Genomic DNA, 25,513 nt, shown 5'->3' on the forward strand with positions numbered 1-25,513 from the left:
AGAGGGGTAAGAAAGATACGGTTTGTCAGTAGACGTCCCGCACATACCGCTTCGCCGACGCCAGCTGCTTCACATACGCCGCCGCCTCCACCTCGCCCAGACCGCCGTGCGCCACCGCGATGTCCTTCAGCGCCCGGTCCACGTCCTTGGCCATCCGGGAGGCGTCGCCGCACACATAGAAGTGCGCGCCGTCCTGGAGCCACCGCCACAGCTCGGGCCCGTGCTCGCGCATCCGGTCCTGGACGTAGACCTTCTGGCGCTGGTCGCGGGAGAACGCGGTGTCGAGACGGGCCAGGGTGCCCTCGGCGAGCAGTTCGGTCAGCTCCTGCTCGTAGTAGAAGTCGCTGGCCCGGTGCTGTTCCCCGAAGAACAGCCAGTTGGGCGCCCGGTGCCCGAGCGCGCGCCGCTCCTGGAGGAAGCCCACGAACGGGGCGACCCCGGTGCCCGGACCCACCATGATCATGGGGGTGGTCGCGTCGGCGGGCGGACGGAAGTGCGGGGAGGGCTGCACGAAGACCGGCACCTCGGTGTCGGCGTCCGCGTCCGCGAGGAACGGCGAGCAGACCCCGCCGCGCGGCCTGCCGTGCAGGTTCTCGTAGCGCACCACGGAGACGGTCAGCGAGACCAGATGCGGGTCGGCCAGCGGGCTCGACGATATGGAGTACAGGCGGGGTTGCAGTTTCCTGAGCACGGCCGTCCAGTCCGCCGCGCTCGCCCGCACCGGGTGCTCGGCGAGGACGTCGACCGCCTGCCGTCCCCAACTCCACTGCGCCAGCCCGTCCTTGTTGTCGGGCCGCAGGAGCTTCTTCAACTCCCGTCCGTCCCGGACCCGTTCGGTGAGGAAGCGGAGCAGGTCGGGGGTGATGCGGGTGATGTCGAGGTGCCGGTGCAGGGCCTCGGCGAAGGGGACGTCGCCCACGCCGTCGACCGCCACCACGGCCGATCCGTCGACGCCGGTCACCGCCAGCCACTCCTCCACCAGCGTGGGCGAGTTGACCGGCCGCACGCCGAGCGCGTCGCCCGCCTCGTACGTCAGGGGCGTCCCGCTGGTGTCGAAGGTGAACCGCCGTACCTCCTTGCCCGCGCCGGGCAGGCTGAGCAGCCGGTTGCCGACCAGCCGGGCGGTGGTGGGAGCGGGTCTGGGGGGACGGGCGGGCTTGACCGGCGCCGGGGTTGGTGCCGGTGCCGCCGCCGGGGCGCTGCCCAGCGCGGACAGCACCTGGTCCAGCCAGGCGTCCGCGGACGGCTCGAAGTCCGGCTCACAGTCCGTGCGCGGCGCCAGCCGCACCCCGCCCAGCTCGTCGAGGCGCGCGTCGAGCCGGCGCCCGTGACCGCAGAAGTCGTCGTACGAGGAGTCGCCGAAGGCCAGGACGGAGTAGCGGGTCCCGTCCAGCCGCGGGGCCTGCTCGGTGGCGAGCCGGTCCCAGAAGCCGGAGCCGTTGTCGGGGGCGTCGCCGTCGCCGAAGGTGCTGGTGATCAGGAGCAGGTCGGCGCCGGTCGGCAGGGTGCCCGGGTCGCTGTCGTCCATGCCGACGAGCATCGGACGGTGCCCGCTCGCCGAGAGCCGGTCGGCGACGGCACCGGCGAACTCCTCCGCGTTCCCGGTCTGCGAGGCCCACAGCACGACCACCTCACGGCCGGGCCGGGTCGGGGACGGGGCGGCCGTCGTACGCGAGTACATGCCGGCGAGCACGCCGTTGACCCACATCGCGTGCTCGGGGCTGAAGGGCGCGTCCATCGGAAGGACCGGGACACCGGGGGCGCCGGAGTCGATGCCCGCGAGGAAGCCGGTGAGATACAGGCGCTCCTGCGCGGTCAGGACCGGGGGCGGGGCGGGGGCGAGCCCGAAGGGGTCGGCGCCGGGGGTGACGGAGGTCGGAACGATGACCTCGGGCACGGTCACCGGTACGGGCGCCGGAGCCGGTGCGGAGGAGACCCGGGTCAGCGACACCGCGCACACCTTGAACTCGGGCTGGAAGGAGATCGGGTCCACCGCGTCGCTGGTCACGGCGTTGAGGCTCAGATACTCACCGAACAGGTCGTTCCAGTGGAACGGCGCGAAGCAGCCGCCGGGCCGCACCCGGTCCGTCACCACCGCGGGCAGCACCGCCCGCCCCCGCCGCGAGGCGACCTCCACCCCGTCGCCCTCGGCGATCCCCAGCCGACGCGCGTCCTCGGGGTGCAGCTCCACGAACGGCCCGGGGTTCAGCTTGTTGAGCTTGGCGACCTTCCCGGTCTTGGTCAGCGTGTGCCACTGGTGCTGCACCCGCCCGGTGTTCAGGACGAAGGGGAAGTCGTCGTCCGGCATCTCCGCGGGCGGCAGATGCGGCCGCGCGTGGAACACGGCCCGCCCGCTCGGGGTCGGGAACCGCAGCCTGCCGTCACCGACGTACCGGATCGGGTTGCGCGCGGGCCCGCCCTCGGCCGCCGGCCACTGCACGGGTGTCTCCCGCAGCCGCTCGTACGTCACCCCGCGCAGGTCCCAGCCGGTGACGGGGTTCCAGGCGCGCCGGATCTCCTCGAAGACCTGCTCGGCACTGTCGTACGAGAAGCCCTTCTCGTACCCCATCTCGCGGGCGACGGCCGCGATGATCCGCCAGTCCGCCATCGCCTCGCCGGGCGGGTCGGCGACGGGCGCGGTGAGGGTGAGGCTGCGCTCGCTGTTGACGAAGACGCCCTCGCCCTCGGTCCACATCGCGCCGGGCAGGACGACATCGGCGTACGCGTTGGTCTCGGTGTCGCCGAAGACGTCCTGGGTGACGACGAACTCGGCGGCCTCCAGGCCCTCGATGACGGTACGGCGGTTGGCGACCGAGGCGACCGGGTTGGTGCAGATGATCCAGCAGGCCTTGATCTCGCCGTCGGCCATCTTTTGGAACATCTCGACGGTGCCCCTGCCGACGCCGTCCTTGCGCAGGGTGCCCTCCGGCAGCTCCCACAGCTCCTCGACGAACTCCCGCTCGGCGTCCACGAGGACGGACCGCTGGCCGGGCAGCCCCGGCCCCATGTAGCCCATCTCGCGGCCGCCCATCGCGTTGGGCTGGCCGGTGAGGGAGAAGGGGCCGCTGCCGGGGCGGCAGATGGCGCCGGTCGCCAGATGCAGGTTGACCAGGGCGTTGGTGTTCCAGGTGCCGTGCGTGGACTGGTTCAGGCCCATCGTCCACAGGCTCATCCACTCACCGGCCTCCCCGATCAGCCGGGCGGCCTCGCGCAGGTCGTCCTCGGCGAGACCGGTGATCTCGGCGACGGAGGCGGGCGCGTAGTCGGCGAGGAACTCCGGCATCGCCTCCCAGCCCTCGGTGTGGGCGGCGACGAAGTCGGGGTCGGTGTGCCCGTTCTCGACGAGCAGATGCAGCAGTCCGTTGAGGAGGGCCAGATCGGTCCCCGGCCTGACCTGGAGGAACAGATCGGCCTTGGCGGCCGTCGCGGTGCGCCGCGGGTCGACCACGATCAGCTTCGCGCCCGCCTTGACCCGCTCCATCATCCGCAGGAAGAGGATGGGATGGCAGTCGGCCATGTTCGACCCGATGACCAGGAAGACATCGGCCCGGTCGAAGTCCTCGTACGACCCGGGCGGCCCGTCGGCACCCAGCGACAGCTTGTAACCGGCGCCGGCGCTCGCCATGCACAGCCGTGAGTTCGACTCGATCTGGTTGGTCCGCACGAACCCCTTGGCGAGCTTGTTGGCCAGGTACTGCGCCTCCAGGCTCATCTGCCCGGACACATAGAAGGCGACGGCGTCGGGCCCGTGCTCGTCGATGATCGCGCGCAGCCGCCGGGCCGTCTCCCCGATCGCGTCGGCCACCGGAGCGGGCACCGGCTCCTCGCCGCGGTCGTCCCGGACCAGCGCGGTGGTCAGCCGTCCGGGCGCGGAGAGCATCTCGGCCGTGGTGGCGCCCTTGGTGCACAGCCGCCCCGCGTTCGCCGGGTGCGCCTTGTCGCCGGTGGCCTTCAGGACCGTGCGCCGCCCGTCGGGCCCCATGCCGACGTCCAGCACGATGCCGCAGCCCACTCCGCAGTACGAGCAGACCGAGCGCACCTGGGACGTGGCAGTGGTGGGGGTCACACGCGGCCCTTCCTCGACGATCGGTCTTGGTCGAGAGCGTACGAATCGCCCATTACGGCGATGTCACATGGCTTGATCATGAGGAGTTACGTCGGACACACAGCCGCTCGGGGCCCGATGTGAGGGGGCGGGGCTGTCGCGGACCGTGTCGCTGTTGGGCCGAACGGGTGACTTGGCGTAAGAATTGGGTGGTGCAGGCAATGAAGGCGAGCGAGTCCGGGGGGAACCGGTGAGCAGGTACGACGTCACCGATGAACAGTGGGAAGGGCTCGCCCAGGTCGTTCCGTTGCGGGGCCGGGACGCCTGGCCGTCCGCGGTGGACCACCGGGTGCCTCCCGAGGCGGCGACGGAACCGCGCCGCCGGTTCGTCGTCCTGCGGGTCAACGTCTTCGGCGACGCCCGCGAGGTCGCCGAGACCCTGATGGCGGGCATCCCCGTCCTGCTCGACCTCACGGGAGCGGAGGGCGACGTCGCCAAACGGGTCCTCGACTTCAGCACCGGCGTCGTCTTCGGCCTGGCCAGCGGCATGCACCGGGTCGACCGCAACGTCTTCCTGCTGACGCCGCCCGGCATGGAGGTCAGCGGCCTGATGGAGACCGCCGGCGCCCCCGGCGTCTGAGCCACGGTCCCCCGATCGTAGGAAGGCGCCACCGGCAAAACGGTTCGCCTGACGGCGGAGGCCTACGGTCCGGATATGGCCGTGCACTCAGCGTCAGAGGCGCCCGTATCCGTCGAACCCCACGGCGAACGTGAAGAGCATCACGTTCCGTCCCCCCGGCTTCCCGTGAGCGCCGAGACCCGGCCGAGCCGGCCCCACCTCAGCGAACTCCGCCTGTCGGCCTTCGCCGCCCATCGCCGCGTCCGGCTGCCGCTGGGCCCGTGCACCCTCCTCGTCGGCCCCAGCGGCTCCGGCAAGACCAGCGCGCTACGGGCGTACGAGGCGCTGGCCCGGCTCGGCGGGGGCGGCGAGGTCGGCGAGGTGTTCGCCGATCCGGCGGCCTGTGTGCCGGACCGGGCGCGGCCCGACGCGCAGCGGCGACGGGGGTTCCGCATCGGGTGCACGGCCGACGGACCCGAGGGGCCGGTACGGCTCGACGTCGCGGTACAGGCCGAGCCCGAACTGCGCATCGTGGGGGAGCGGTTGACGGCCGGCGGGGTCGTCCTGCTGGAGACCGCGCTGCGCGACCCCTCGCGGCGCTTCGTGCAGGCCGCCTGGCACACCGCCGGATCCGCCCCGGTGACCCGCGCCCCGCTCCCCGACGACCGGCTCGGCACCGCGCTGCTCCCGTTACGGGTGGCGGGCAAGACCGACGGCCAGCGCCGGGTGCTGGCGGCCGCCGAGCAGATGGTCGTCGCCCTGCGTTCGGTCTTCGCCTGCGACCCCCGCCCCGACCGGATGCGGGTCCCCGTCCCCACCGGCTCCGGGCGCCTCCTCGGCGGCTGCGACAACCTCGCCGACGTGCTGTGGCGCACCCACGCCGAGTGCGTGCGCCGGTACGCGCAGTTCGTCGCGTCGGTCGGCGCCGGATGTACGGGACCCGTGGCGGGCGTACACGCCGAACTCCTCGGCGACGGCACGGTCCGGGCGGTCCTCGACCGCGGCGACGGCGGCCGTACGGCGCTGGGGCGGCTCGGCGACGGGGAGTTGAGGTACCTCGCGCTCGCGCTGGTGCTGTTCACCGGACCCGGCGTGCTGGAGGTCGACCCGGCCGGTGAGGTGCCCGCGGCGATGCAGACGCTCACGGTGCTCGCCGACGGCTTCGACCGGCGACTGGACCCACGGCAGCGGGACGAACTCCTGCGGCTCGCGGCCCGGATGTGCGACCGCGGGCACATCCGGCTGCTCGGCACGGTGACCGACGCGTCCTGGGCGGCGCGGACCGAGGGCGTCACGGTGGTACACCTGGACGCGTGACAGACCCTCTCGATGTGGCGAAACTCCAGCGCAGACTGGCCGAGTTCGCGGCGGCGCGGAACTGGCAGCCGTACCACACCCCCAAGAACCTCGCCGCCGCGCTCAGCGTGGAGGCCTCCGAACTGGTCGAGATCTTCCAGTGGTTGACGCCCGAGGAGTCGGCCCGCGTCATGGACGACCCGGACACCGCGCACCGGGTCACCGACGAGGTCGCCGACGTCCTGGCGTATCTGCTCCAACTGTGCGAGGTGCTGGGCATCGACTTGTTGGCGGCACTGGACGCGAAGATCGACCGCAACGAGCGGAGGTTCCCGGCGCCGTAGAGGTCGATTCCGTCGTACGGGTCGGGTCCGTCCTGGGGAGCAGCTCGGTCCGTTTTCACTCTCCGGAGTCAAAATCCGGCTCGAAACCGATTCGTTGTCCGCAGATTTCCGCCTTCCTCTGGCTTTTCGTCCCGCCGACCCTCACTCTGGGTAGTGGACAACGGAGTTCGGGCGGTGGACGGGGGCAGCGCATGGACGCGGTGCGGCTCATAGTGACGAGCAGGCGTGCCCTCGCGGGAAGCGGCGGCGGGCCTCAGATCCTCACGGAGGTGTGGCAGGCGCAGGCCCTGGCCCAGGCGATAGGCAGCCGGCTCGCGGTCTCCGGCCCGCCCCGACTGAGGGGCGAGGCACTGGGGTTGACCGAACTGGCGGGCAGAGGCTGCGGTGTCCTGGACACCCCCGACCTGGACACCGCCGACCTGCGCGCCGCCCAGCTCACCGAACTGGGCGACGCCCGCCAGGTGTTGCTCTGTCTCGGCGGCCTGCTCGGCGAGGTGGGCATCGCCCTCGTCGGCCTTGCCTGCGCCGCCGACGACGAGGGTACGTACTGGCAGTGCATGGAGGCCATCGACGCGGCGGACGAATCCCGGGACCGCGTCCTGGAAATGCTCAACAAACTGGCCAACCGCGACCAGGCGTTACCGGAACGAGAGGCGGGGTGAGCGACCGCGCCGCCTCTCGGCGGGAGCTTTCCTCGGGGGCAGCCGTCAGCGTGCCTCGTTCTCCTCCGTGGCCCGGCCCGCCGACTGCAGGTCCGCGTCCAGGGCGGAGAGGTCCGCGTTGAGTGTCGCCATCAGTTCCTCCATCTGTTGCAGCAGCCCCTTCGGCTGACCGGTGGGCCCGGCACCCTGCTGCGGGACGGATTCTTCGGACAAGACGGCCTCCTCGGCCCAGGCCTCCACGGGAGGCCGACACGGATGACGCCCGGCGCTGACCGGCCGGCGCGGGCGCCGGTCGGTCCGGCTCCGCCCGAGCAACGATCATCACCTTCGCCGGGTCACTGGCCCGGGCAGCCCCCGTGCGCCGCGTTGACGGAATTTCACCCGACCGGGCAGGGCCGGGACGGCAGGGGCGGGTGGGGTTGACCCGTGGGGCAGCGTGCAGGATGGAGGTATGGATCTTCGCATCTTCACCGAGCCCCAGCAGGGCGCCACCTACGACACCCTTCTCACCGTCGCCAAGGCCACCGAGGACCTCGGCTTCGATGCCTTTTTCCGCTCCGACCACTATCTGAAGATGGGCTCCGCCGACGGTCTGCCCGGTCCCACCGACGCCTGGATCACCCTCGCCGGACTCGCCCGTGAGACCAAGCGCATCCGCCTGGGCACCCTGATGACCGCTGGCACCTTCCGGCTGCCCGGTGTGCTCGCCATCCAGGTCGCGCAGATCGACCAGATGTCCGGCGGCCGCGTCGAACTGGGCCTGGGCGCGGGCTGGTTCGAGGAGGAGCACAAGGCGTACGGCATCCCCTTCCCCAAGGAGAAGTTCGGCCGCCTCGAGGAACAGCTGGAGATCGTCACGGGCCTGTGGGAGACCAAGGCCGGCGACACCTTCGACTTCCACGGCAAGTACTACGACCTCACCGACTCGCCCGCGCTGCCCAAGCCGGCCCAGGAGCGGATCCCGGTCCTCGTCGGCGGCCACGGACCGTCCCGCACTCCGCAGCTGGCGGCCCGCTTCGCCAGTGAGTTCAACATGCCCTTCGGATCCGTCGAGGACAGCGAGCGCCAGTTCGGCCGGGTGCGCGACGCCGCGGTCGAGGCCGGTCGCAAGGGCGACGAACTGACGTACTCCAACGCCCTCGTCGTCTGCGTCGGCAAGGACGACCAGGAGGTCGCCCGCCGGGCCGCCGCGATCGGCCGCGAGGTGCCCGAGCTGAAGACCAACGGTCTGGCCGGTTCCCCGGCCGAGGTGGTCGACAAGATCGGCCGCTACGCCGAGATCGGCTCCAGCCGCATCTACCTCCAGCTCCTGGACCTGCACGACCTGGACCACCTGGAGCTCATCTCCTCGCAGGTCCAGTCGCAGCTGTCGTAGTCCCGGAAAACGGCGGGCCGACGGAGCGCGCCGCCCCGCGCGCCCCGTCGGACCATCCGCCCCTCCGTCAGGGCTTGCGCCCGACCGCCACGTACAGCGGGATCTCCTCGCCGCCCTGCGGCTCACCGAGTTCGGGGTGCCATGACGCGGCGAGCGCCACGCCGGGCTCGACCAGTTCCAGACCCGTGAAGAACGCGCCGAACTCGGCGCGCGAGCGGACCTGCGCGTCCGTGCCGCCCTTGCGGTACACCTCGACCACGCGCTCCCATGTCTCCGGGTCGAAGTCGCCGGTGGCGTGGGAGAGGGTCAAGTAGCTGCCGGGGGCGAGGGAGTCGACCAGCTCCCGCACGATCCGGGCGGGCTCGTCCCTGTCCGCCACCAGGTGCAGCAGCGCCACCAGGGACAGTCCGATCGGCCGCGTGAAGTCGAGGGTCTCCCGGGCCGCCGCGAGGATCTTGTCCGGCTCCCGTACGTCGGCCTGGATGTAGTCGGTCCGCCCCTCCGGCGCGCTGTGCAGCAGGGCCTCCGCGTGCCGCAGCACGATCGGGTCGTTGTCCGCGTACACCACCCGGGCCTCGGGAGCGATCCCCTGCACTATCTGGTGGAGGTTCGGCTCGGTCGGGATGCCGGTGCCGATGTCGAGGAACTGCGCGACGCCCCGCTCGGCCAGCAGCCGGGAGGCCCGGTGCATGAACGCGCGATTGGTCCGCGCCATCTGGCTCACGTCCGGGAAGAACGAGCTCACCTGCTCGGCCGCCGCCACATCGACCGGATAGTTGTCCTTCCCGCCGAGGAAGTAGTCGTACATACGGGCCGAATGGGGCTTACTGGTGTCGATCGCGCTCACAGTCGTGGGTCCTCCTTCGAACGCCCGGTCGATCGGGAGGCTAGCGGACATTCCCCGGCGCCGTGGCCGTCCGCTGCACCTCCGGCGCCGACCGGACCGGAGCTGGGGATAAATCGTGAGTGTGTGCGGAGCGGGCACGGTACGTTGAGCGGGCGCGCCGTGACTCAGAACGGCGAAACCCGCAGCTCAGAAGGCACCCAGAGGTGTAACCACAGTGTTCCTCACGATCAGTACCACCGGTACGTCCGAACGCCCCGCGACCGACCTCGGCTACCTGCTCCACAAGCATCCCGAGAAATCGCAGGCGTTCTCCACGTCCTACGGCAAGGCGCACGTCCTCTACCCAGAGGCCGACGCCGAGCGCTGCACGGCGGCGCTCCTGCTGGAGGTCGACGCGGTGGCGCTGGTCCGGCGGGGCAAGGGCAAGGGGCGCGGCGGCGCCCCCGACGCGGCACTCGCGCAGTACGTCAACGACCGCCCGTACGCCGCGTCCTCGCTGCTCGCCGTCGCGCTGAGCGCCGTCTTCTCCAGCGCCATGCGCGGTGTCTGCAACGCCCGCCCGGAGCGGGCCGCACAGCCGCTGCCGCTGCGCATCGAGGTGCCCGCACTGCCCGCCCGGGGCGGCCCCGACCTCGTACGGAAGCTGTTCGAGCCGCTCGGCTGGACGGTCACCGTCGAACCGGTCGCGCTGGACACGCAGTTCCCCGCGTGGGGCGACTCGCGCTACGTCCGGCTCGTACTGGAGTCGCGGACCCTGACCCTCGCCGAGGCCCTGCGCCACCTCTACGTCCTGCTGCCGGTCCTCGACGACGCCAAGCACTACTGGGTCGCCTCCGACGAGGTCGACAAGTTGCTCCGCGCCGGTGAGGGCTGGCTGCCCGACCACCCCGAGCAGAAGCTGATCACCAGCCGCTACCTCTCGCGCCGCTGGTCGCTGACGCGCGCCGCGATGGAACGCCTGGAGCTGGTCCGGCTCGCCGAGGCCGACGACAGCGAGGTCGAGGAGATCGACAACGCCGTCGAGGCGGAGACCGAGGACGAGGAGAAGCCGACCCCGCTCGCCGTACAGCGCAGGGACGCGATCATCGCCGCCCTCCAGGCGTCCGGCGCCGCGCGCGTGCTCGACCTCGGCTGCGGACAGGGCCAGCTGGTGCAGGCGCTGCTCAAGGACGTGCGGTTCACCGAGATCGTGGGCGTCGACGTGTCGATGCGCGCGCTCACCATCGCCTCCCGGCGGCTGAAGCTGGACCGCATGGGCGAACGCCAGGCCTCCCGCGTCAAGCTCTTCCAGGGCTCGCTCGCCTACACCGACAAACGCCTCAAGGGCTACGACGCCGCCGTGCTCAGCGAGGTCGTCGAACACCTCGACCTGCCCCGGCTGCCCGCCCTGGAGTACGCGGTGTTCGGTGCCGCCCGCCCGCGGACCGTCCTCGTGACGACCCCGAACGTCGAGTACAACGTGCGCTGGGAGACCCTCCCGGCCGGCCATGTCCGGCACGGTGACCACCGCTTCGAGTGGACGCGGGAGGAGTTCCGCGCCTGGGCGGGGAGGGTGGCCGAACGGCACGGGTACGACGTGGAGTTCGTACCGATCGGACCGGACGACCCGGAGGTGGGCCCGCCCACACAGATGGCCGTCTTCGAGATGAGCACGACCGAGCCGAAGACCACTGTGAACAACCCGAACGACAAGAACGAGAAGGAGGCGAAGGCGGCATGACCGAGAACCAGACCAAGGGGCGCGTCCTGCCCGTCACCGACCTCTCCCTCGTCGTCCTCGTCGGCGCCTCCGGCTCGGGCAAGTCCACCTTCGCCCACCGGCACTTCAAGCCCACCGAGATCATCTCCTCGGACTTCTGCCGCGGCCTGGTCTCCGACGACGAGAACGACCAGAGCGCGACGAAGGACGCCTTCGACGTGCTGCACTACATCGCCGGCAAGCGGCTCGCCGCGGGCCGCCGTACGGTCGTCGACGCCACCAGCGTGCAGTCGGACTCCCGGCGCCAGCTGATCGACCTGGCCAAGCAGTACGACGTGCTGCCCATCGCCATCGTGCTCGACGTGCCGGAGGAGGTCTGCGCCGAACGCAACGCGGGCCGCACCGACCGCGCCGACATGCCGGTGCGGGTCATCAAGCGCCACATCCGCGAACTGCGCCGCTCCATCAGGCACTTGGAGCGCGAGGGCTTCCGCAAGGTGCACGTCCTGCGCGGCGTGGAGGACGTCGAGAACGCCACCGTCCGCACCGAGAAGCGCTTCAACGACCTCACCCACCTCGCCGGCCCGTTCGACATCATCGGCGACATCCATGGCTGCGCCTTTGAACTGGAGTCGCTGCTCGGCAAGTTGGGCTACGTCGACGGTGTGCACCCCGAGGGCCGTACCGCGGTCTTCGTCGGCGACCTCGTCGACCGCGGCCCGGACAGCCCGGGCGTGCTGCGCCGCGTGATGTCGATGGTGAAGTCGGGCAACGCCCTGTGCGTGCCGGGCAACCACGAGAACAAGTACGGCCGTTACCTGAAGGGCCGCAAGGTCCAGCACACCCACGGCCTGGCCGAGACCATCGAGCAGATGGAGGGGGTCTCGGACGAATTCCTGGCGGAAGTACGGGAGTTCATCGACGGCCTGGTCAGTCACTACGTCCTCGACGGCGGCAAGCTGGTCGTCTGTCACGCCGGTCTGCCGGAGAAGTACCACGGCCGCACCTCCGGCCGGGTGCGCTCGCACGCGCTGTACGGCGACACCACCGGGGAGACGGACGAGTTCGGGCTGCCGGTGCGCTACCCGTGGGCCGAGGACTACCGGGGCCGCGCGGCGGTCGTCTACGGCCACACTCCGGTCCCGGAGGCGACCTGGCTGAACAACACCATCTGCCTGGACACCGGCGCCGTCTTCGGCGGCAAGCTCACCGCGCTGCGCTACCCGGAGCGGGAGCTGGTCGACGTACCGGCGGAGCGGGTCTGGTACGAGCCGACCAGGCCGCTGAAGTCGGATGCGCCGGGCGGCCAGGACGGCCGTCCGCTGGACCTGGCGGACGTCAACGGCCGCCGGGTGGTGGAGACCCGGCACCAGGGGCGGGTGGCGATCCGTGAGGAGAACGCGGCCGCGGCCCTGGAGGTCATGAGCCGCTTCGCGGTGGACCCGAGGCTGCTGCCGTACCTCCCGCCGACGATGGCCCCCACGGCGACCTCGCACATCGAGGGCTACCTGGAGCACCCGGCCGAGGCCTTCAAGCAGTACGCCGATGACGGGGTCGCGCGGGTCGTGTGCGAGGAGAAGCACATGGGCTCGCGGGCGGTCGCCCTGGTGTGCCGCGACGCGGAGACGGCCCGCAAGCGCTTCGGCGTGGACGGCCCGACGGGCTCCCTCTACACCCGTACCGGGCGCCCGTTCTTCGACGACGAGTCGGTGACCGAGGAGATCCTCGGCCGGGTGCGGGCGGCTGCCGACGAGGCGGGCCTGTGGGCGGAGTTGGACACGGACTGGCTGCTGCTCGACGCCGAGCTGATGCCGTGGTCGCTGAAGGCGTCCGGACTGCTGCGCTCGCAGTACGCCGCCGTCGGCGCCGCGTCCCGGGCGGTGTTCCCGGGTGCGCTGGCCGCGCTCGAGGGCGCCGCGGCACGGGGCGTGGACGTGACGGACCTGCTGGACCGCCAGCGCGAACGGGCCTCCGACGCGGCCGCGTTCACCGAGGCGTACCGCCGCTACTGCTGGACCACGGACGGCCTGGACGGCGTACGACTCGCGCCCTTCCAGATCCTCGCGGTCCAGGGCCGCAGCCTGGCGTACCTCGCGCACGACGAACAACTGACCCTGCTGGACCGGCTGGTGGAGCACGACGGCACCGGCCTGCTCCAGACCACCCGGCGCCTGTACGTCGACACGGCCGACCCCGAGTCGGTCCAGGCGGGCGTCGACTGGTGGCTGGAGATGACCGGCCGCGGCGGCGAGGGCATGGTCGTCAAGCCGCTCGGCGCGGTCGTCCGCAGCGGAGAGGGACGCCTGGTGCAGCCCGGCATCAAGTGCCGTGGCCGCGAGTACCTCCGGATCATCTACGGCCCGGAGTACACCCGCCCCGACAACCTGACCCGTCTGCGCGGCCGCTTCCTCAACCACAAGCGCTCCCTCGCCATCCGCGAGTACGCACTCGGCCTGGAGTCCCTGGACCGCCTGGCCGAGGGCGAGCCGCTGTGGCGCGTGCACGAGGCGGTCTTCGGCGTGCTGGCACTGGAGTCGGAGCCGGTCGACCCGAGGCTGTGACGGTCGGCCCGAGGCTGTGAGGGTCGGCTGACCGCGAGGGTCAGCCGACCAGCCTCAGCCGTTGCGCGCACACGCCCACGCGGACGCTCTGGCCCCAGGTCAGTTCCAGGGCGTCCGACTCCATGCCGTCCCCGAACGCGATCAGCCGCTCGGACTCGACGGTCAGACGCAGGGCGCCCGTCGCCGGGAGCTCGCCGGCCACCAGTGACGTACCGGTGGCCGGCGAGGGCCAGGCCTCGCGGACGAACCACACCAGGCGGTCCTCGGCGGGACGCGGCAGGGACAGGGCGCTGCCCCGTTCCTGCCACACCGACCGCAGCCAGCCCGTCGCGCCCGTCCCCGTGCCCACCAGTACTCCGGAGGAGGCCTGGGTCTCGACGGCACCCCCGTGGTCGTCGAGGTTCAGGCGGTAGCGGGCGGTCTGGTGGCCGGGGGCGCCGAGGTAGATCTCGTTGAGCGCGACGAGACGCTGGGTGTCGTCGGCCACCGCCTCGACCATGGTGAGTTCGTCGACGGCCGAGGTCCTGGAGGTGAGCGAGGTGAGCAGTTTCCCGGTGTGTTCCGGGCGGTGCCGGACCAGTACGCCCGGGTTGCGGCCGGGGTCCGCGTCGATGCCGAGCACCGGGTGCCCGGCGAGGTACTTGGCCACGTTCGCCACCAGCCCGTCCTGGCCGACCACGACCACCACGTCCTCCGGCGCGAACAGGAAGCGGTCCAGGTCGGCTCGCTCCACCCGGGACTGCCGCCAGCTCAGGGGGATCGCCGAGGTCACCTCGGCCAGTGCCCCACGGGTACGGCGATGGCGTTCCGCGACCTCCTCGATGTCCCGGCCGCGGGAGGAGAGGAAGAACGCGGCCTGGCCGTGGGTGCCGTGATGGGCCACCAACTCCTCGTACTCCGTGGTGCGGTGGACGAGGACGACCCGCGGGGCGAGGCTCATGCCGGGTCCCGGGTGCCCAGCTTGGCCAGCAGGCCCGTGAGGACGTCAGGGGACACGGTGACACTGTCGATCCTCGGCAGGTTCTCCGCCAGCCGGGTCCCGGTCAGCGCGTGCAGGACCGCCACGTCCACGTCCGTGTGCACCTGGAGCCACGCCGCCTGCGCCTGCGCCCGGGCCTCGCCGACCGCCCGCGCGCCCTCGGCCTCGGCACGGGCCAACTGCACGGAACGCGCCGCCTCGGCCTCCGCGAGCTTCAGGGACCGCGCCGCCTCCGCGCCGGCCCGTACCGCGTCCGCCGCCGCGTGCTCCTCCGCCTCGCGCCGGGCGTTGGTACCGCGCTGCTCGACCAACTGCTCCTCGCGCCGGGCGAGTTCGATCTGGCTGGCCAGTTCGTTCTCGGCGATGGTCCGCTCCCGCTCGACGGCCACCGCCCGCCGCTCGTAGGTCGCCCGGTCCGCCTCCTGCTGGATCTGCTCGCGGGCCGGGGTGCGCAGCGCCCGCTCCACCTCCGGCTCCGGCCGCAGGGCGACCACCCGGACCGCCACCACCTCGATACCGGTGGCCGGCAGCCGGGGCTCCGCGGCGAGGCCCGCCGCCACCCGTTCCCGTACCGCCGCGACCCCGTCCACCAGCGCCGACGACAGCGACGTACGAGCCAGGACGTCCAGCGCGTGCTGCTGTGCCGTCTCCGTCAGAAGCGTGCCGAGCTGTTCCAGCGGGGTGCCGCGCCACGCGCCGGTGTCCGGGTCGACGGAGAAGTCCAGACGGGCCGCGGCGAGCGCCGGGTCGCTGATCCGGTACGTCACCGTCGCCTGTACCGCCACGTCCTGGAAGTCGGAGGTGCGGGCATGGAAGGTCATCGCCAACTCCCGGTCGTCGACCGGGACTTCGGAGAGCGCCGCGGTCAGCGCGCGGAACCAGAAGCTCAAGCCCGGTCCGTCGTGCAGCAGCTTTCCGCCGCGGTGGTGCCGGATGTGCGCCGTGGGCGCGCCGCGCAGATGGCGCCAGCCCAGGCGCCGGGTGATGTCGGCCACGAGACCCCTCTTTTCGTCTCGAGGACGATAACCCTGGGGCAGGTTTATCGTCAAGGGGACGAAAAATACGACGGAGAGGAGACGGAGAAGAGGACGAGAACCAGAAGTGGTCAAGCAGGGGGTGAAGACGGTCTTCGGTGGTCAGGATGGAGACATGGGATTCCATGTCGACTCCGAGGCCGGGCGGCTGCGCCGCGTCATCCTGCACCGGCCGGATCTCGAGCTCAAAAGGCTCACCCCCAGCAACAAGGACGCCCTCCTCTTCGACGACGTGCTCTGGGTGCGCCGGGCGCGCGCCGAGCACGACGGGTTCGCGGACGTGCTGCGCGACCGCGGGGTCACCGTCCACCTCTTCGGCGACCTGCTCACCGAGGCCCTGGCGATCCCGGCGGCCCGCACCCTCGTCCTGGACCGGGTCTTCGACGAGAAGGAGTACGGCGTCCTCGCCACCGACCATCTGCGCGCCGCGTTCGAGACGCTGCCCGCGCCCGAGCTCGCCGAGGCCCTCGTCGGCGGCATGACCAAACGGGAGTTCCTGGAGGCGCACGAGGAGCCGGTCTCCGTCCGCTTCCACGTCATGGACCTGGACGAATTCCTGCTCGCGCCCCTGCCCAACCACCTCTTCACCCGCGACACCTCCGCCTGGATCTACGACGGCGTCTCCGTCAACGCCATGCGCTGGCCGGCCCGGCAGCGGGAGACCGTGCACTTCGAGGCGATCTACCGACACCACCCCCTCTTCCGTGACGAAACGTTCCGGGTGTGGAGCGAGGGGCAGGCCGACTACCCGTCCACCATCGAGGGCGGCGACGTCCTCGTCATCGGCAACGGTGCCGTCCTCATCGGCATGAGCGAGCGGACCACCCCCCAGGCCGTGGAGATGCTCGCGCACAAGCTCTTCGACGCCGGCTCCGCGCAGACCATCGTGGCGCTCGACATGCCCAAGCGCCGTGCCTTCATGCACCTCGACACCGTGATGACGATGGTCGACGGCGACACCTTCACCCAGTACGCCGGGCTCGGCATGCTCCGCTCGTACACCATCGAACCCGGCGTCGGGGACAAGGAGCTCAAGGTCACCGACCATCCGCCGGAGCACATGCACCGCGCGATCGCCGCCGCCCTCGGGCTCAGCGAGATCCGCGTCCTGACCGCGACCCAGGACGTGCACGCCGCAGAGCGTGAGCAGTGGGACGACGGCTGCAACGTCCTCGCCGTCGAACCCGGTGTCGTCGTCGCCTACGAGCGCAATTCCACCACCAACACCCATCTGCGCAAGCAGGGCATCGAGGTCATCGAGATCCCGGGCAGCGAGCTGGGCCGGGGGAGAGGAGGGCCGCGCTGTATGAGCTGTCCCGTCGAACGGGCGGCCGTATAGTCACACACCAGACCGTATATAAATGCCGAGCGTCGTATAGACTTCCAGGAGTACTTGTCCCCCGCACCTCTGGAGCGCCCTCATGGCGACCGTCCCGACCGCCCTCGCCGGGCGCCACTTCCTCAAGGAGCTCGACTTCACCGGGCCGGAGTTCCTCGGCCTCGTCGAGCTGGCCGCCCAGCTGAAGGCCGCGAAGAAGGCCGGGACCGAGACCAGGCACCTGAGCGGCAAGAACATCGCGCTGATCTTCGAGAAGACCTCGACGCGCACCCGCTGCGCGTTCGAGGTCGCGGCCGCCGACCAGGGTGCCTCGACGACGTATCTCGACCCCTCGGGCTCACAGATCGGGCACAAGGAGTCCGTACGGGACACCGCGCGCGTGCTGGGCCGGATGTACGACGGCATCGAGTACCGCGGGGACAGTCAGCAGAAGGTCGAGGAACTCGCCGCGTACGCCGGCGTCCCCGTCTACAACGGCCTCACCGACGACTGGCACCCCACCCAGATGCTCGCCGACGTCCTCACCATGACCGAGTACACCGACAAGCCGGTCGAGGAGATCGCCTTCGCCTACCTCGGCGACGCCCGCTTCAACATGGGCAACTCCTACCTGATCACCGGCGCCCTGCTCGGCATGGACGTCCGGATCGTCGCCCCGAAGTCCTACTGGCCCGCCCAGGACATCGTGGAGCGCGCCCGGCAGCTCGCCGTGGACAGCGGGGCACGCATCAGCCTCACCGAGTCCCTGGCGGAAGGCGTCGCCGGCGCCGACTTCGTCGCCACGGACGTCTGGGTCTCCATGGGCGAACCCAAGGAGGTCTGGGAAGAGCGCATCGCGTCCCTCGCCCCGTACGCCGTGACCATGGACGTCCTGCGCGCCACCGGCAACCCGGACGTCAAGTTCCTGCACTGTCTGCCGGCCTTCCACGACCTCGGCACGAAGGTCGGGCAGGAGATATACGACGCGTACGGTCTGGCGTCCCTGGAGGTGACCGACGAGGTGTTCGAGTCGGCCCACTCGGTCGTCTTCGACGAGGCGGAGAACCGGCTGCACACCATCAAGGCGATCCTGGTCGCGACGCTGGCCTGACCGGACCCACGTCTCACGCCGGTCGCCACTGCGGCGGAACCACCGGCAGCCGGAACCACACCGCCTTGCCGGACTCGGTCGGGCGGTGCCCGCAGGACGAGCTCAGCGCGCGGATCAGCAGCAGCCCCCGGCCGTGCTCCTGCCAGGGATCCGGCTCCACGTCGACCGGGCGGGTCAGATTGCCCGGCGGTGCCGGGTCCGGGTCGTGCACCTCGACCTGGCAGCCGCTCGGCAGCAGCTCCACGACCAGCTCTATCGGGGCGTCCCCGGCGGTGTGTTCCACGGCGTTCGCGACCAGCTCGGCGGTGAGCAGCTCCGCGGTGTCGCTGTCGGCCCCGTGCTCCAGCTCGGCCAGCGCCGTGCGCACCAGCGCACGGGCGACGGGCACGGCCGCTGCGGAGTGCGGCAGCGCGATGCGCCAGGAGGCGGAGGCTGAGGGGCGATCTTGCAAGGCGGTTCCGTTCATGAGCAGGCTGTCCTGCTTTCAACCTTATGAATGGTACGGCGCCGTCGGCAGAGGCGTCCGACGGGCACCGCGCGGGACCTTCGACCCCGTTATCGAGCGGCTTACCCCTCACAACGGCCTGCCTCGCACGGCTGCTCCCGCCGTAGCCGCTCTGTCGACGAGCCGTGACGGATGTGACGGGACCAGGTCACATCCGAGCGGTGTTATCGCGCACTCGTGACGACAGTCAAAGATGGGTGATAGCTTCGAGGGGTAGAGCGTGGGAAAGCGCACCTTGTCCGTGTACGAGGAGGCCGCACCGCATGAGTCCCTTCACCGGCTCCGCCGCCCGCACCGCCCGCTGGGAGCACCTGCGCGTGGAGATCGAGGCCGGCGTCGCCACCGTCACCCTCGCCCGCCCCGAGAAACTCAACGCGCTCACCTTCGGCGCCTACGCCGACCTGCGCGACCTCCTCGCCGAGCTGTCCCGGGAACGCGCGGTACGCGCCCTGGTCCTGGCCGGCGAGGGCCGCGGTTTCTGCTCCGGCGGCGACGTCGACGAGATCATCGGCGCCACCCTCGCCATGGACACGGCCCAGCTCCTCGACTTCAACCGGATGACCGGCCAGGTCGTGCGAGCGGTACGGGAGTGCCCGTTCCCGGTGATCGCGGCGGTGCACGGCGTCGCGGCGGGCGCGGGCGCGGTCCTGGCCCTCGCGGCAGACTTCCGGGTGGCCGACCCGACGGCCCGCTTCGCCTTCCTCTTCACCCGGGTGGGCCTGTCCGGCGGCGACATGGGCGCCGCGTACCTGCTGCCGCGAGTGGTGGGACTGGGGCACGCGACCCGCCTGCTCATGCTGGGCGAAGCGGTACGAGCACCGGAGGCGGAACGGATCGGCCTGATCAGCGAGCTCACGGACGAGGGCAGGGTGGACGAGGCCGCGGCCGCCCTGGCCCGCCGCCTGGCCGACGGCCCGGCATTGGCGCACGCCCAGACGAAGGCGCTGCTGACAGCGGAGCTGGACATGCCGCTGGCGGCGGCGGTGGAGCTCGACGCGTCGACCCAGGCCCTCCTGATGAACGGCGAGGACTACGCAGAGTTCCACAAGGCGTTCACGGAGAAGAGGCCGCCGAAATGGCAAGGACGGTAACGGTGTCGTCCTCAGGGGCGCGGGGCTGTTTTGAATTTGCGGCTACCGCCGCGCGGGCGCGACCAGCCACAACGAGCCCGCAGCCGCCGAACAAGCCCAGCCACCCCCCACGAATCGCGATCATCGGCGGCGGCCCCGGCGGCCTCTACGCAGCCGCACTACTGAAACGCCTGGACCCCACCCGCGACATCACCGTCTGGGAACGCAACGCCCCCGACGACACCTTCGGCTTCGGCGTGGTCCTCTCCGACGAAACCCTCGGCGGCATCGAACACGCAGACCCGGTGGTCTACGAAGCCCTCCAGCACGACTTCATCCGCTGGGACGACATCGACATCGTCCACCGAGGCACCCGCCACACCTCCGGAGGACACGGCTTCGCCGCCCTCGGCCGCAAACGCCTCCTCGAGATCCTGCACAACCGCTGCCGCGACCTGGGCGTGGACCTCCGCTTCCGCACCCCCGCCCCACCCGACCTCGCGACCACCCACGACCTCGTCATCGCCGCCGACGGAGTCAACAGCACCACCCGCGAGGCCCATGCCCAGGTGCTCCGCCCCCATGTGGAGACCCACCACTGCCGCTACATCTGGCTCGCCGCGGACTTCGCCTTCGACGCCTTCCGTTTCGAGATCGCGGAGACGGAACACGGCGTGATGCAGTTGCACGCCTACCCCTACGCACCGGACGCCTCCACCGTGATCGTCGAGATGCGCGAGGAGGTCTGGCGAGCCGCGGGCTTCGACGAACTCGACACCCGGGAATCCATCGACCACTGCGCCAAGATCTTCGCGGAAGCGCTCCGCGGCAGGCCGCTCCGCTCCAACAAGTCCGCGTGGACCACCTTCCGCACGGTCGTCAACGACCACTGGTCCCACGGCAACACCGTGCTCCTCGGCGACGCCGCCCACACCGCGCACTTCTCCATCGGCTCGGGCACCAAGCTCGCGGTGGAGGACGCCCTCGCACTCGCCGCCTGCCTGGAGGAACAGCCGACCTTGGCACAGGCGTTGGCCGCCTACGAGGCGGAACGCAAACCCGTCGTCACCTCCACCCAGCGGGCCGCCCGCGCCAGCCTGGAGTGGTTCGAGAACCTCGGCCGCTACCTCGACCAGCCGCCCCGCCAGTTCGCCTTCAACCTCCTCACCCGCAGCCGCCGCGTCACCCACGACAACCTCCGGCTGCGCGACCCCCACTTCACCGGAGCGGTGGAGCAGGAGTTCGGCTGCCCACCGGGTACGCCCCCGATGTTCACCCCGTTCCGGCTGCGCGGCCTGACCCTGCGCAACCGGGTCGTCGTGTCCCCCATGGACATGTACTCGGCCGTCGACGGCCTCCCCGGCGACTTCCACCTGGTGCACCTGGGGGCGCGGGCACTCGGCGGCGCGGGTCTGGTGATGACGGAGATGGTGTGCGTCTCCGCGGCCGGCCGCATCACCCCCGGCTGCACCGGCCTCTACACCGGCAGACAGGCCGAGGGCTGGCGGCGGATCACCGACTTCGTGCACGCCCAGGCACCCGGCACGGCGATCGGCGTCCAACTCGGCCACAGCGGCCGCAAGGGCTCGACCAAGCTGATGTGGGAGGGCATCGACGAACCGCTGCCCGACGGCAACTGGCCCCTCGTGGCCGCCTCCCCGCTCCCGTACGGACCCGGCAACCAGACCCCGCGTGAACTCACCCGCGCCCAACTCACCGACCTCCGCGAACAGTTCACCGCGGCGGCCTGGCGGGCGGCCCGGGCCGGCTTCGACCTGCTCGAACTGCACTGCGCGCACGGCTATCTGCTCTCCGGGTTCCTCTCCCCGCTCACCAACCTCCGCACCGACGCCTACGGCGGCTCGCTCGCGAAACGTCTCCGCTTCCCCCTGGAGGTCTTCGACGCCGTCCGGGGCGTGTGGCCGCAGGAGCGGCCCATGACCGTCCGGATCTCCGCCACCGACTGGGCACAGGGCGGGACCTCGGGTGCGGACGCGGTCGAGATCGCCCGCGCCTTCGCCGCGCACGGCGCCGACGCGATCGACGTCTCGACCGGGCAGGTGGTGGCCGACGAACGGCCCGCGTACGGCCGCTCGTACCAGACCCCCTTCGCGGACCGCATCCGCCACGAGACCGGCGTCCCGGTCATCGCGGTCGGCGCGATCTCCTCCTGGGACGACGTCAACTCCCTGATCCTGGCCGGGCGTACGGACCTGTGCGCACTGGCCCGACCGCATCTGTACGACCCGCACTGGACGCTGCACGCGGCCGCCGAACAGGGCTACGACGGTCCCGGCGTCCGCTGGCCGGACCCGTACCGGGCGGGTAGTCGCCGCCCGCAGACCGGACGCACGGACGCCCCCAAGCCCCGGCTGACACTGGGGACTTGAGGGCGTACGACATCCTGTTTGCAAGGCAGTGGCTCTAAAGCTGAGCCATGCCCGCGGTCAGCGTCGCCCCGTCCGCCGGGTCGATCAGGATGAACGCGCCCGTGCGCCGGGAGACCGCGTAGTCGTCGAGGGCCAGCGGCTCGGCCGTGCGCAGGGTCACGCGCCCCAGGTCGTTGGCGCTCAACTCATCCGCTCCGCCGAGGTCCTTGACGATCGCCTTGACGGTCCGGGTGGTGTGCCGGACGAGCACCCGGTCGCCGACCCGCAGCGGACGGTCGGCCAGATGGCAGACGGCCGCCCGGACGTCCCGGGTGAGGGCCGGGACGTCGACCCCGGCCGTGATCATGTCGCCGCGCGAGACGTCCCGCTGGTCGGCGAGGCGCACCCCGATCGACTGCGGCGCGTACGCCACGTCGGCGGGGACGCCGAGCACGTCGATGCCGGTGATCTCGGAGCTCTCGCCGGAGGGGTGCACCGTGACCCGGTCGCCGACCCGCAGCGCGCCCGACGCCAACTGGCCCGCATAGTGGCGGACTTCGCCGTCACGGATGACGTACTGGACCGGGAAGCGGGCCGGGGCGTCCGCGGCCTCGACGCCGACGGGCACGCTCTCCAGGAACTCCAGCAGCGCCGGACCGTCGTACCAGTCCATGTGCGCCGAGCGGTCCACCACGTTGTCGCCGACGAGGGCCGACACCGGGATCGGTGTGAAGGAGGGCAGCCCCGACTTGGCCGCGTGTCCGGCGAAGTCCTCGACGATACGGTCGAACTCCTTCTCCTCGTACCCGACCAGGTCCATCTTGTTGACGGCGAGGACGACGTGCGGGACGCGGAGCAGAGCGGCGATCGCGGCGTGCCGGCGGGTCTGCTCGACGACGCCGTTGCGGGCGTCGATCAGGATGATCGTCAGCTCGGCGGTGGAGGCGCCGGTGACCATGTTGCGGGTGTACTGCACATGGCCGGGGGTGTCGGCGAGGATGAACCGGCGGGCGGGCGTGGCGAAGTAGCGGTAGGCCACGTCGATGGTGATGCCCTGCTCGCGCTCGGCGCGCAGCCCGTCGGTGAGGAGCGCGAGGTCCGGGCCCTCCTGGCCGCGGCTGGCCGAGGCGCGCTCCACGGCCTCCAGTTGGTCCGTGAGGATCGACTTGGAGTCGTGCAGCAGCCGGCCCACCAGCGTGGACTTGCCGTCGTCGACAGAACCGGCCGTCGCGAACCGAAGCGTGTCAACGGTCATGATCAGAAGTACCCCTCGCGCTTGCGGTCTTCCATCGCGGCCTCGGACATCTTGTCGTCGGCACGCGTGGCGCCGCGCTCGGTGAGCCGGGAGGCGGCGATCTCGGCGATCACCTTGTCGATGGTGTCGGCGTCGGAGTCCACCGCGCCGGTGCAGGACATGTCGCCGACCGTCCGATAGCGGACCTGCCGCTTCTCGACGGTCTCGCCGTCCTTCGGTCCGCCCCACTCGCCGGCGGTCAGCCACATGCCGGCCCGCTGGAAGACCTCGCGCTGGTGGGCGTAGTAGATCTCCGGCAGTTCGATCTCCTCGCGGGCGATGTACTGCCAGACGTCCAGCTCGGTCCAGTTGGACAGTGGGAACACGCGGACGTGCTCGCCGGGGGCGTGCCGGCCGTTGTAGAGGTTCCACAGCTCGGGGCGCTGGCGGCGCGGGTCCCACTGCGAGAACTCGTCCCGCAGCGAGAACACGCGCTCCTTGGCCCGCGCTTTCTCCTCGTCACGCCGGCCACCGCCGAAGACCGCGTCGAAGCGCTCGGACTGGATCCTCTCCGTCAGCGGCAGCGTCTGGAGCGGGTTGCGGGTCCCGTCGGTACGTTCCCGGAGCACACCGCGGTCGATGTAGTCCTGTACGGAGGCCACATGCAGCCGCAGACCGTGCTCGGCCGCCGTGCGGTCGCGGTAGTCGAGGACCTCGGGGAAGTTGTGCCCGGTGTCCACGTGCAGCAGCGAGAAGGGGATCGCCGCCGGGGCGAAGGCCTTCAGCGCCAGATGCAGCATGACGATGGAGTCCTTGCCGCCGGAGAAGAGGATCACCGGCCGCTCGAACTCACCCGCCACCTCGCGGAAGATGTGCACCGCCTCGGACTCCAGCGCGTCCAGGTGGGACAGGGCGAAGTCGCTCATACGAGCCCCCGTTCGGCCAGTACCGCGTACACCGCGTCCGCGGACTCCTGCGGCGTCTGCGCCTGGGTCGGCAGCACCAGCGCCGCGTCCACCGGCGGCTCGTACGGGTCGTCGATGCCGGTCAGCCCGGTCAGCCGGCCCGCGGCCTGTCTGGCGTACAGGCCCTTCACGTCCCGCTCGCTGCACACCTCCACCGGGGTCGCGACATGCACCTCGATGTACGGCGTCCCGCTCGCCTCGTGCCGCTTGCGGACGGCCTCGCGGCTGTCGGCGTAGGGCGCGATGACGGGGACGACGGACAGCACGCCGTTGCGGGCGAGGACCTCGGAGACCAGTCCGATGCGCTGCACGTTGGTGTTGCGGTCCTCGCGGGAGAACCCCAGGCCCGCGGAGAGGAAGCGGCGTATCTCGTCACCGTCGAGGACCTCCACCCGGTGCCCCTCGGCCCTCAGCCGGTCACCGAGCCGCCGGGCGATGGTCGTCTTGCCCGCGCTGGGCAGCCCCGTGAGCCAGACCGTGGCTCCCTGAGCCCTTGCCGTGGTGGTCATGCGCAACAGCCCTCTTCCTTACCTTCGGACGACCCGAGGGACGCTAGGTAAGAAACTTGAGAAGACGGACAGAGGAACCTGAGGGTTCGCTTAGCTACCTGTGTTGTGCGCGAGGTCACACCCTGATGGAGGCCTGGAGACGGACTCAGCCGCCGACGAATTCGGCCCCCGCGTCCCGCAGCCGCCGGTGCAGCCCCCGGAAGACCGCCGCCGAGCGGCTGCCCGGCCAGTCCTCCGGGAGCAGCCGGGCGGGCAGCCCGGGATCGGCGTAGGGGAGGTGGCGCCAGGTGTCCAGGGCGAGGAGGTAGTCGCGATAGGCCTCCTCGGGTGGGGTGTCCTCGCGCTGCTCCCAGGCCCGCAGCACGCGCGCGTGGCGGTCCAGGAACTCCTCGTGCTCCTTGGCGATCGCCGCCAGGTCCCACCAGCGGGCGACGGCCTCGACGGTCGGGGCGAAGCCGAGGTGTTCGCCGCGGAAGAAGTCGACGTACGGGTCGAGGCCGAGCCGCTGGAGTACGTGCCGGGCCTCGTCGTGCAGCCGCGCGGGTGCGATCCAGACGCCCGGCGCCGCCGTCCCGAAGCCGAGCCCGGCCAGCCGGGAGCGCAGCACGTGCCGCTTCTGCCGCTCCGACTCCGGCACGGAGAACACGGCGAGCACCCAGCCCTCGTCCTCGGGCGGCTCCACGGCGTAGATCCGCCGGTCGCCGTCGTCGAGCAACTGACGGGCGTCCGGCGACAGTTCGTACCCGGCCGCCCCTTGTGCCGTACGTGATGGCACGAGCAACCCGCGACGTTTGAGCCGGGACACGGAGGAGCGTACGGAGGGGGCGTCCACGCCGACCGCCGCGAGCAGGCGGATGAGCTCGGCGACCGGTACCGGGCCGGGCACGAAGCGGCCGTAGGCGCCGTAGAGCGTGACGATGAGAGACCGTGGTGCATGCTGGTCGGACACGTTGATCATCTTAGGTCGTCGG

General features: G+C 71.2%; 21 protein-coding genes. 11 read left to right on the plus strand and 10 right to left on the minus strand.

The window, feature by feature from the left end:
* Positions 1-25: 25 nt before the first annotated feature.
* Positions 26-4,066, minus strand: a complete 4,041-nt coding sequence (locus ABKA17_RS11120; protein ID WP_353691789.1) for a bifunctional nitrate reductase/sulfite reductase flavoprotein subunit alpha — start codon at positions 4,064-4,066, stop codon at positions 26-28.
* 229 nt (positions 4,067-4,295) lie between these two features.
* Here ABKA17_RS11120 and ABKA17_RS11125 point away from each other — a divergent pair, with 229 nt between their 5' ends.
* From ABKA17_RS11125 to ABKA17_RS11140, 4 genes are all read left to right on the plus strand, one after another.
* Positions 4,296-4,685, plus strand: coding sequence for a cell division protein SepF (locus ABKA17_RS11125; protein ID WP_353691790.1), 390 nt, complete (start codon positions 4,296-4,298; stop codon positions 4,683-4,685).
* Between the two features lie 75 nt (positions 4,686-4,760).
* Entirely contained in the window at positions 4,761-5,981 is a 1,221-nt protein-coding gene (locus tag ABKA17_RS11130) for an AAA family ATPase (RefSeq protein ID WP_502994198.1), read from the plus strand.
* Positions 5,978-6,304 (plus strand): nucleotide pyrophosphohydrolase, encoded by a 327-nt coding sequence (locus tag ABKA17_RS11135; RefSeq protein ID WP_353691792.1) that lies wholly within the window; start codon positions 5,978-5,980, stop codon positions 6,302-6,304. Before ABKA17_RS11130 ends, ABKA17_RS11135 begins: the two co-directional genes overlap by 4 nt.
* A 191-nt stretch (positions 6,305-6,495) precedes the next feature.
* Entirely contained in the window at positions 6,496-6,966 is a 471-nt protein-coding gene (locus tag ABKA17_RS11140; protein ID WP_353691793.1) for a DUF6099 family protein, read from the plus strand.
* 45 nt (positions 6,967-7,011) lie between these two features.
* On the opposite strand, the gene ABKA17_RS11145 is transcribed toward ABKA17_RS11140, so the two are convergent.
* A complete protein-coding gene (locus tag ABKA17_RS11145) occupies positions 7,012-7,179 on the minus strand; it encodes a hypothetical protein (RefSeq protein ID WP_353691794.1) in 168 nt (55 codons plus the stop codon).
* A 238-nt stretch (positions 7,180-7,417) separates the two neighbouring features.
* Here ABKA17_RS11145 and ABKA17_RS11150 point away from each other — a divergent pair, with 238 nt between their 5' ends.
* Positions 7,418-8,341: an LLM class F420-dependent oxidoreductase gene (locus tag ABKA17_RS11150; protein ID WP_353691795.1), complete on the plus strand. Its 924-nt coding sequence runs from the start codon at positions 7,418-7,420 to the stop codon at positions 8,339-8,341.
* Positions 8,342-8,408: 67 nt separating this feature from the next.
* Here ABKA17_RS11150 and ABKA17_RS11155 read toward each other — a convergent pair whose 3' ends face one another.
* Positions 8,409-9,239 (minus strand): SAM-dependent methyltransferase, encoded by an 831-nt coding sequence (locus ABKA17_RS11155; protein ID WP_353691796.1) that lies wholly within the window; start codon positions 9,237-9,239, stop codon positions 8,409-8,411.
* 163 nt (positions 9,240-9,402) lie between these two features.
* Here ABKA17_RS11155 and ABKA17_RS11160 point away from each other — a divergent pair, with 163 nt between their 5' ends.
* Both ABKA17_RS11160 and ABKA17_RS11165 read left to right on the plus strand, forming a co-directional pair.
* Entirely contained in the window at positions 9,403-10,908 is a 1,506-nt protein-coding gene (locus ABKA17_RS11160) for a 3' terminal RNA ribose 2'-O-methyltransferase Hen1 (RefSeq protein ID WP_353691797.1), read from the plus strand.
* Entirely contained in the window at positions 10,905-13,448 is a 2,544-nt protein-coding gene (locus tag ABKA17_RS11165; protein ID WP_353691798.1) for a polynucleotide kinase-phosphatase, read from the plus strand. Before ABKA17_RS11160 ends, ABKA17_RS11165 begins: the two co-directional genes overlap by 4 nt.
* Before the next feature lie 40 nt (positions 13,449-13,488).
* On the opposite strand, the gene ABKA17_RS11170 is transcribed toward ABKA17_RS11165, so the two are convergent.
* Positions 13,489-14,388, minus strand: coding sequence for an NAD(+)/NADH kinase (locus ABKA17_RS11170; RefSeq protein ID WP_353691799.1), 900 nt, complete (start codon positions 14,386-14,388; stop codon positions 13,489-13,491).
* Positions 14,385-15,422 carry an SPFH domain-containing protein gene (locus ABKA17_RS11175; RefSeq protein WP_353691800.1) on the minus strand — a complete coding sequence of 346 codons (1,038 nt, stop codon included), beginning with the start codon at positions 15,420-15,422 and terminating at the stop codon, positions 14,385-14,387. Before ABKA17_RS11175 ends, ABKA17_RS11170 begins: the two co-directional genes overlap by 4 nt.
* A gap of 154 nt (positions 15,423-15,576) precedes the next feature.
* Between ABKA17_RS11175 and ABKA17_RS11180 the strand changes: the two genes are divergently transcribed.
* Together ABKA17_RS11180 and argF are read left to right on the plus strand one after the other, a co-directional pair.
* Positions 15,577-16,800, plus strand: a complete 1,224-nt coding sequence (locus ABKA17_RS11180; RefSeq protein WP_353691801.1) for an arginine deiminase — start codon at positions 15,577-15,579, stop codon at positions 16,798-16,800.
* 82 nt (positions 16,801-16,882) lie between these two features.
* Entirely contained in the window at positions 16,883-17,890 is a 1,008-nt protein-coding gene (gene argF, locus ABKA17_RS11185) for an ornithine carbamoyltransferase (protein WP_353691802.1), read from the plus strand.
* Between the two features lie 13 nt (positions 17,891-17,903).
* Here argF and ABKA17_RS11190 read toward each other — a convergent pair whose 3' ends face one another.
* Entirely contained in the window at positions 17,904-18,356 is a 453-nt protein-coding gene (locus ABKA17_RS11190) for an ATP-binding protein (RefSeq protein WP_353691803.1), read from the minus strand.
* A 302-nt stretch (positions 18,357-18,658) separates the two neighbouring features.
* Here ABKA17_RS11190 and ABKA17_RS11195 point away from each other — a divergent pair, with 302 nt between their 5' ends.
* Entirely contained in the window at positions 18,659-19,486 is an 828-nt protein-coding gene (locus ABKA17_RS11195; RefSeq protein WP_353691804.1) for an enoyl-CoA hydratase family protein, read from the plus strand.
* Entirely contained in the window at positions 19,471-21,855 is a 2,385-nt protein-coding gene (locus tag ABKA17_RS11200; RefSeq protein ID WP_353691805.1) for a bifunctional salicylyl-CoA 5-hydroxylase/oxidoreductase, read from the plus strand. The genes ABKA17_RS11195 and ABKA17_RS11200 overlap by 16 nt, the downstream gene beginning before the upstream one ends.
* Positions 21,856-21,889: 34 nt before the next feature.
* Here ABKA17_RS11200 and ABKA17_RS11205 read toward each other — a convergent pair whose 3' ends face one another.
* The 4 genes from ABKA17_RS11205 to ABKA17_RS11220 all read right to left on the minus strand — a co-directional run bounded on the left by ABKA17_RS11205 (position 21,890) and on the right by ABKA17_RS11220 (position 25,500).
* Complete coding sequence (locus ABKA17_RS11205) at positions 21,890-23,089, minus strand: sulfate adenylyltransferase subunit 1 (RefSeq protein WP_353691806.1); 1,200 nt, start codon at positions 23,087-23,089, stop codon at positions 21,890-21,892.
* Between the two features lie 2 nt (positions 23,090-23,091).
* A complete protein-coding gene (gene cysD, locus ABKA17_RS11210; protein ID WP_353691807.1) occupies positions 23,092-23,994 on the minus strand; it encodes a sulfate adenylyltransferase subunit CysD in 903 nt (300 codons plus the stop codon).
* Positions 23,991-24,542, minus strand: coding sequence for an adenylyl-sulfate kinase (gene cysC, locus ABKA17_RS11215; RefSeq protein WP_353691808.1), 552 nt, complete (start codon positions 24,540-24,542; stop codon positions 23,991-23,993). Before cysC ends, cysD begins: the two co-directional genes overlap by 4 nt.
* A gap of 145 nt (positions 24,543-24,687) precedes the next feature.
* Positions 24,688-25,500, minus strand: coding sequence for a PaaX family transcriptional regulator (locus ABKA17_RS11220; protein WP_353691809.1), 813 nt, complete (start codon positions 25,498-25,500; stop codon positions 24,688-24,690).
* Positions 25,501-25,513 lie beyond the last annotated feature (13 nt).

The organism is Streptomyces sp. RG80 (genome assembly GCF_040446465.1).
GTDB lineage: Bacteria > Actinomycetota > Actinomycetes > Streptomycetales > Streptomycetaceae > Streptomyces.

What these genes read in the sequence shown, in the direction of transcription:
- ABKA17_RS11130 (WP_502994198.1), top strand. Translation starts at nt 4,761, where the DNA reads ATGGCCGTGCACTCAGCGTCAGAGGCGCCCGTATCCGTCGAACCCCAC.
- ABKA17_RS11140 (WP_353691793.1), top strand. Translation starts at nt 6,496, where the DNA reads ATGGACGCGGTGCGGCTCATAGTGACGAGCAGGCGTGCCCTCGCGGGA.
- ABKA17_RS11150 (WP_353691795.1), top strand. Translation starts at nt 7,418, where the DNA reads ATGGATCTTCGCATCTTCACCGAGCCCCAGCAGGGCGCCACCTACGAC.
- ABKA17_RS11155 (WP_353691796.1), bottom strand. Translation starts at nt 9,239, where the DNA reads ATGTCCGCTAGCCTCCCGATCGACCGGGCGTTCGAAGGAGGACCCACG.
- ABKA17_RS11165 (WP_353691798.1), top strand. Translation starts at nt 10,905, where the DNA reads ATGACCGAGAACCAGACCAAGGGGCGCGTCCTGCCCGTCACCGACCTC.
- ABKA17_RS11170 (WP_353691799.1), bottom strand. Translation starts at nt 14,388, where the DNA reads ATGAGCCTCGCCCCGCGGGTCGTCCTCGTCCACCGCACCACGGAGTAC.
- ABKA17_RS11180 (WP_353691801.1), top strand. Translation starts at nt 15,577, where the DNA reads ATGGGATTCCATGTCGACTCCGAGGCCGGGCGGCTGCGCCGCGTCATC.
- argF (WP_353691802.1), top strand. Translation starts at nt 16,883, where the DNA reads ATGGCGACCGTCCCGACCGCCCTCGCCGGGCGCCACTTCCTCAAGGAG.
- ABKA17_RS11190 (WP_353691803.1), bottom strand. Translation starts at nt 18,356, where the DNA reads ATGAACGGAACCGCCTTGCAAGATCGCCCCTCAGCCTCCGCCTCCTGG.
- ABKA17_RS11195 (WP_353691804.1), top strand. Translation starts at nt 18,659, where the DNA reads ATGAGTCCCTTCACCGGCTCCGCCGCCCGCACCGCCCGCTGGGAGCAC.
- ABKA17_RS11200 (WP_353691805.1), top strand. Translation starts at nt 19,471, where the DNA reads ATGGCAAGGACGGTAACGGTGTCGTCCTCAGGGGCGCGGGGCTGTTTT.
- ABKA17_RS11205 (WP_353691806.1), bottom strand. Translation starts at nt 23,089, where the DNA reads ATGACCGTTGACACGCTTCGGTTCGCGACGGCCGGTTCTGTCGACGAC.
- cysD (WP_353691807.1), bottom strand. Translation starts at nt 23,994, where the DNA reads ATGAGCGACTTCGCCCTGTCCCACCTGGACGCGCTGGAGTCCGAGGCG.
- cysC (WP_353691808.1), bottom strand. Translation starts at nt 24,542, where the DNA reads ATGACCACCACGGCAAGGGCTCAGGGAGCCACGGTCTGGCTCACGGGG.
- ABKA17_RS11220 (WP_353691809.1), bottom strand. Translation starts at nt 25,500, where the DNA reads ATGATCAACGTGTCCGACCAGCATGCACCACGGTCTCTCATCGTCACG.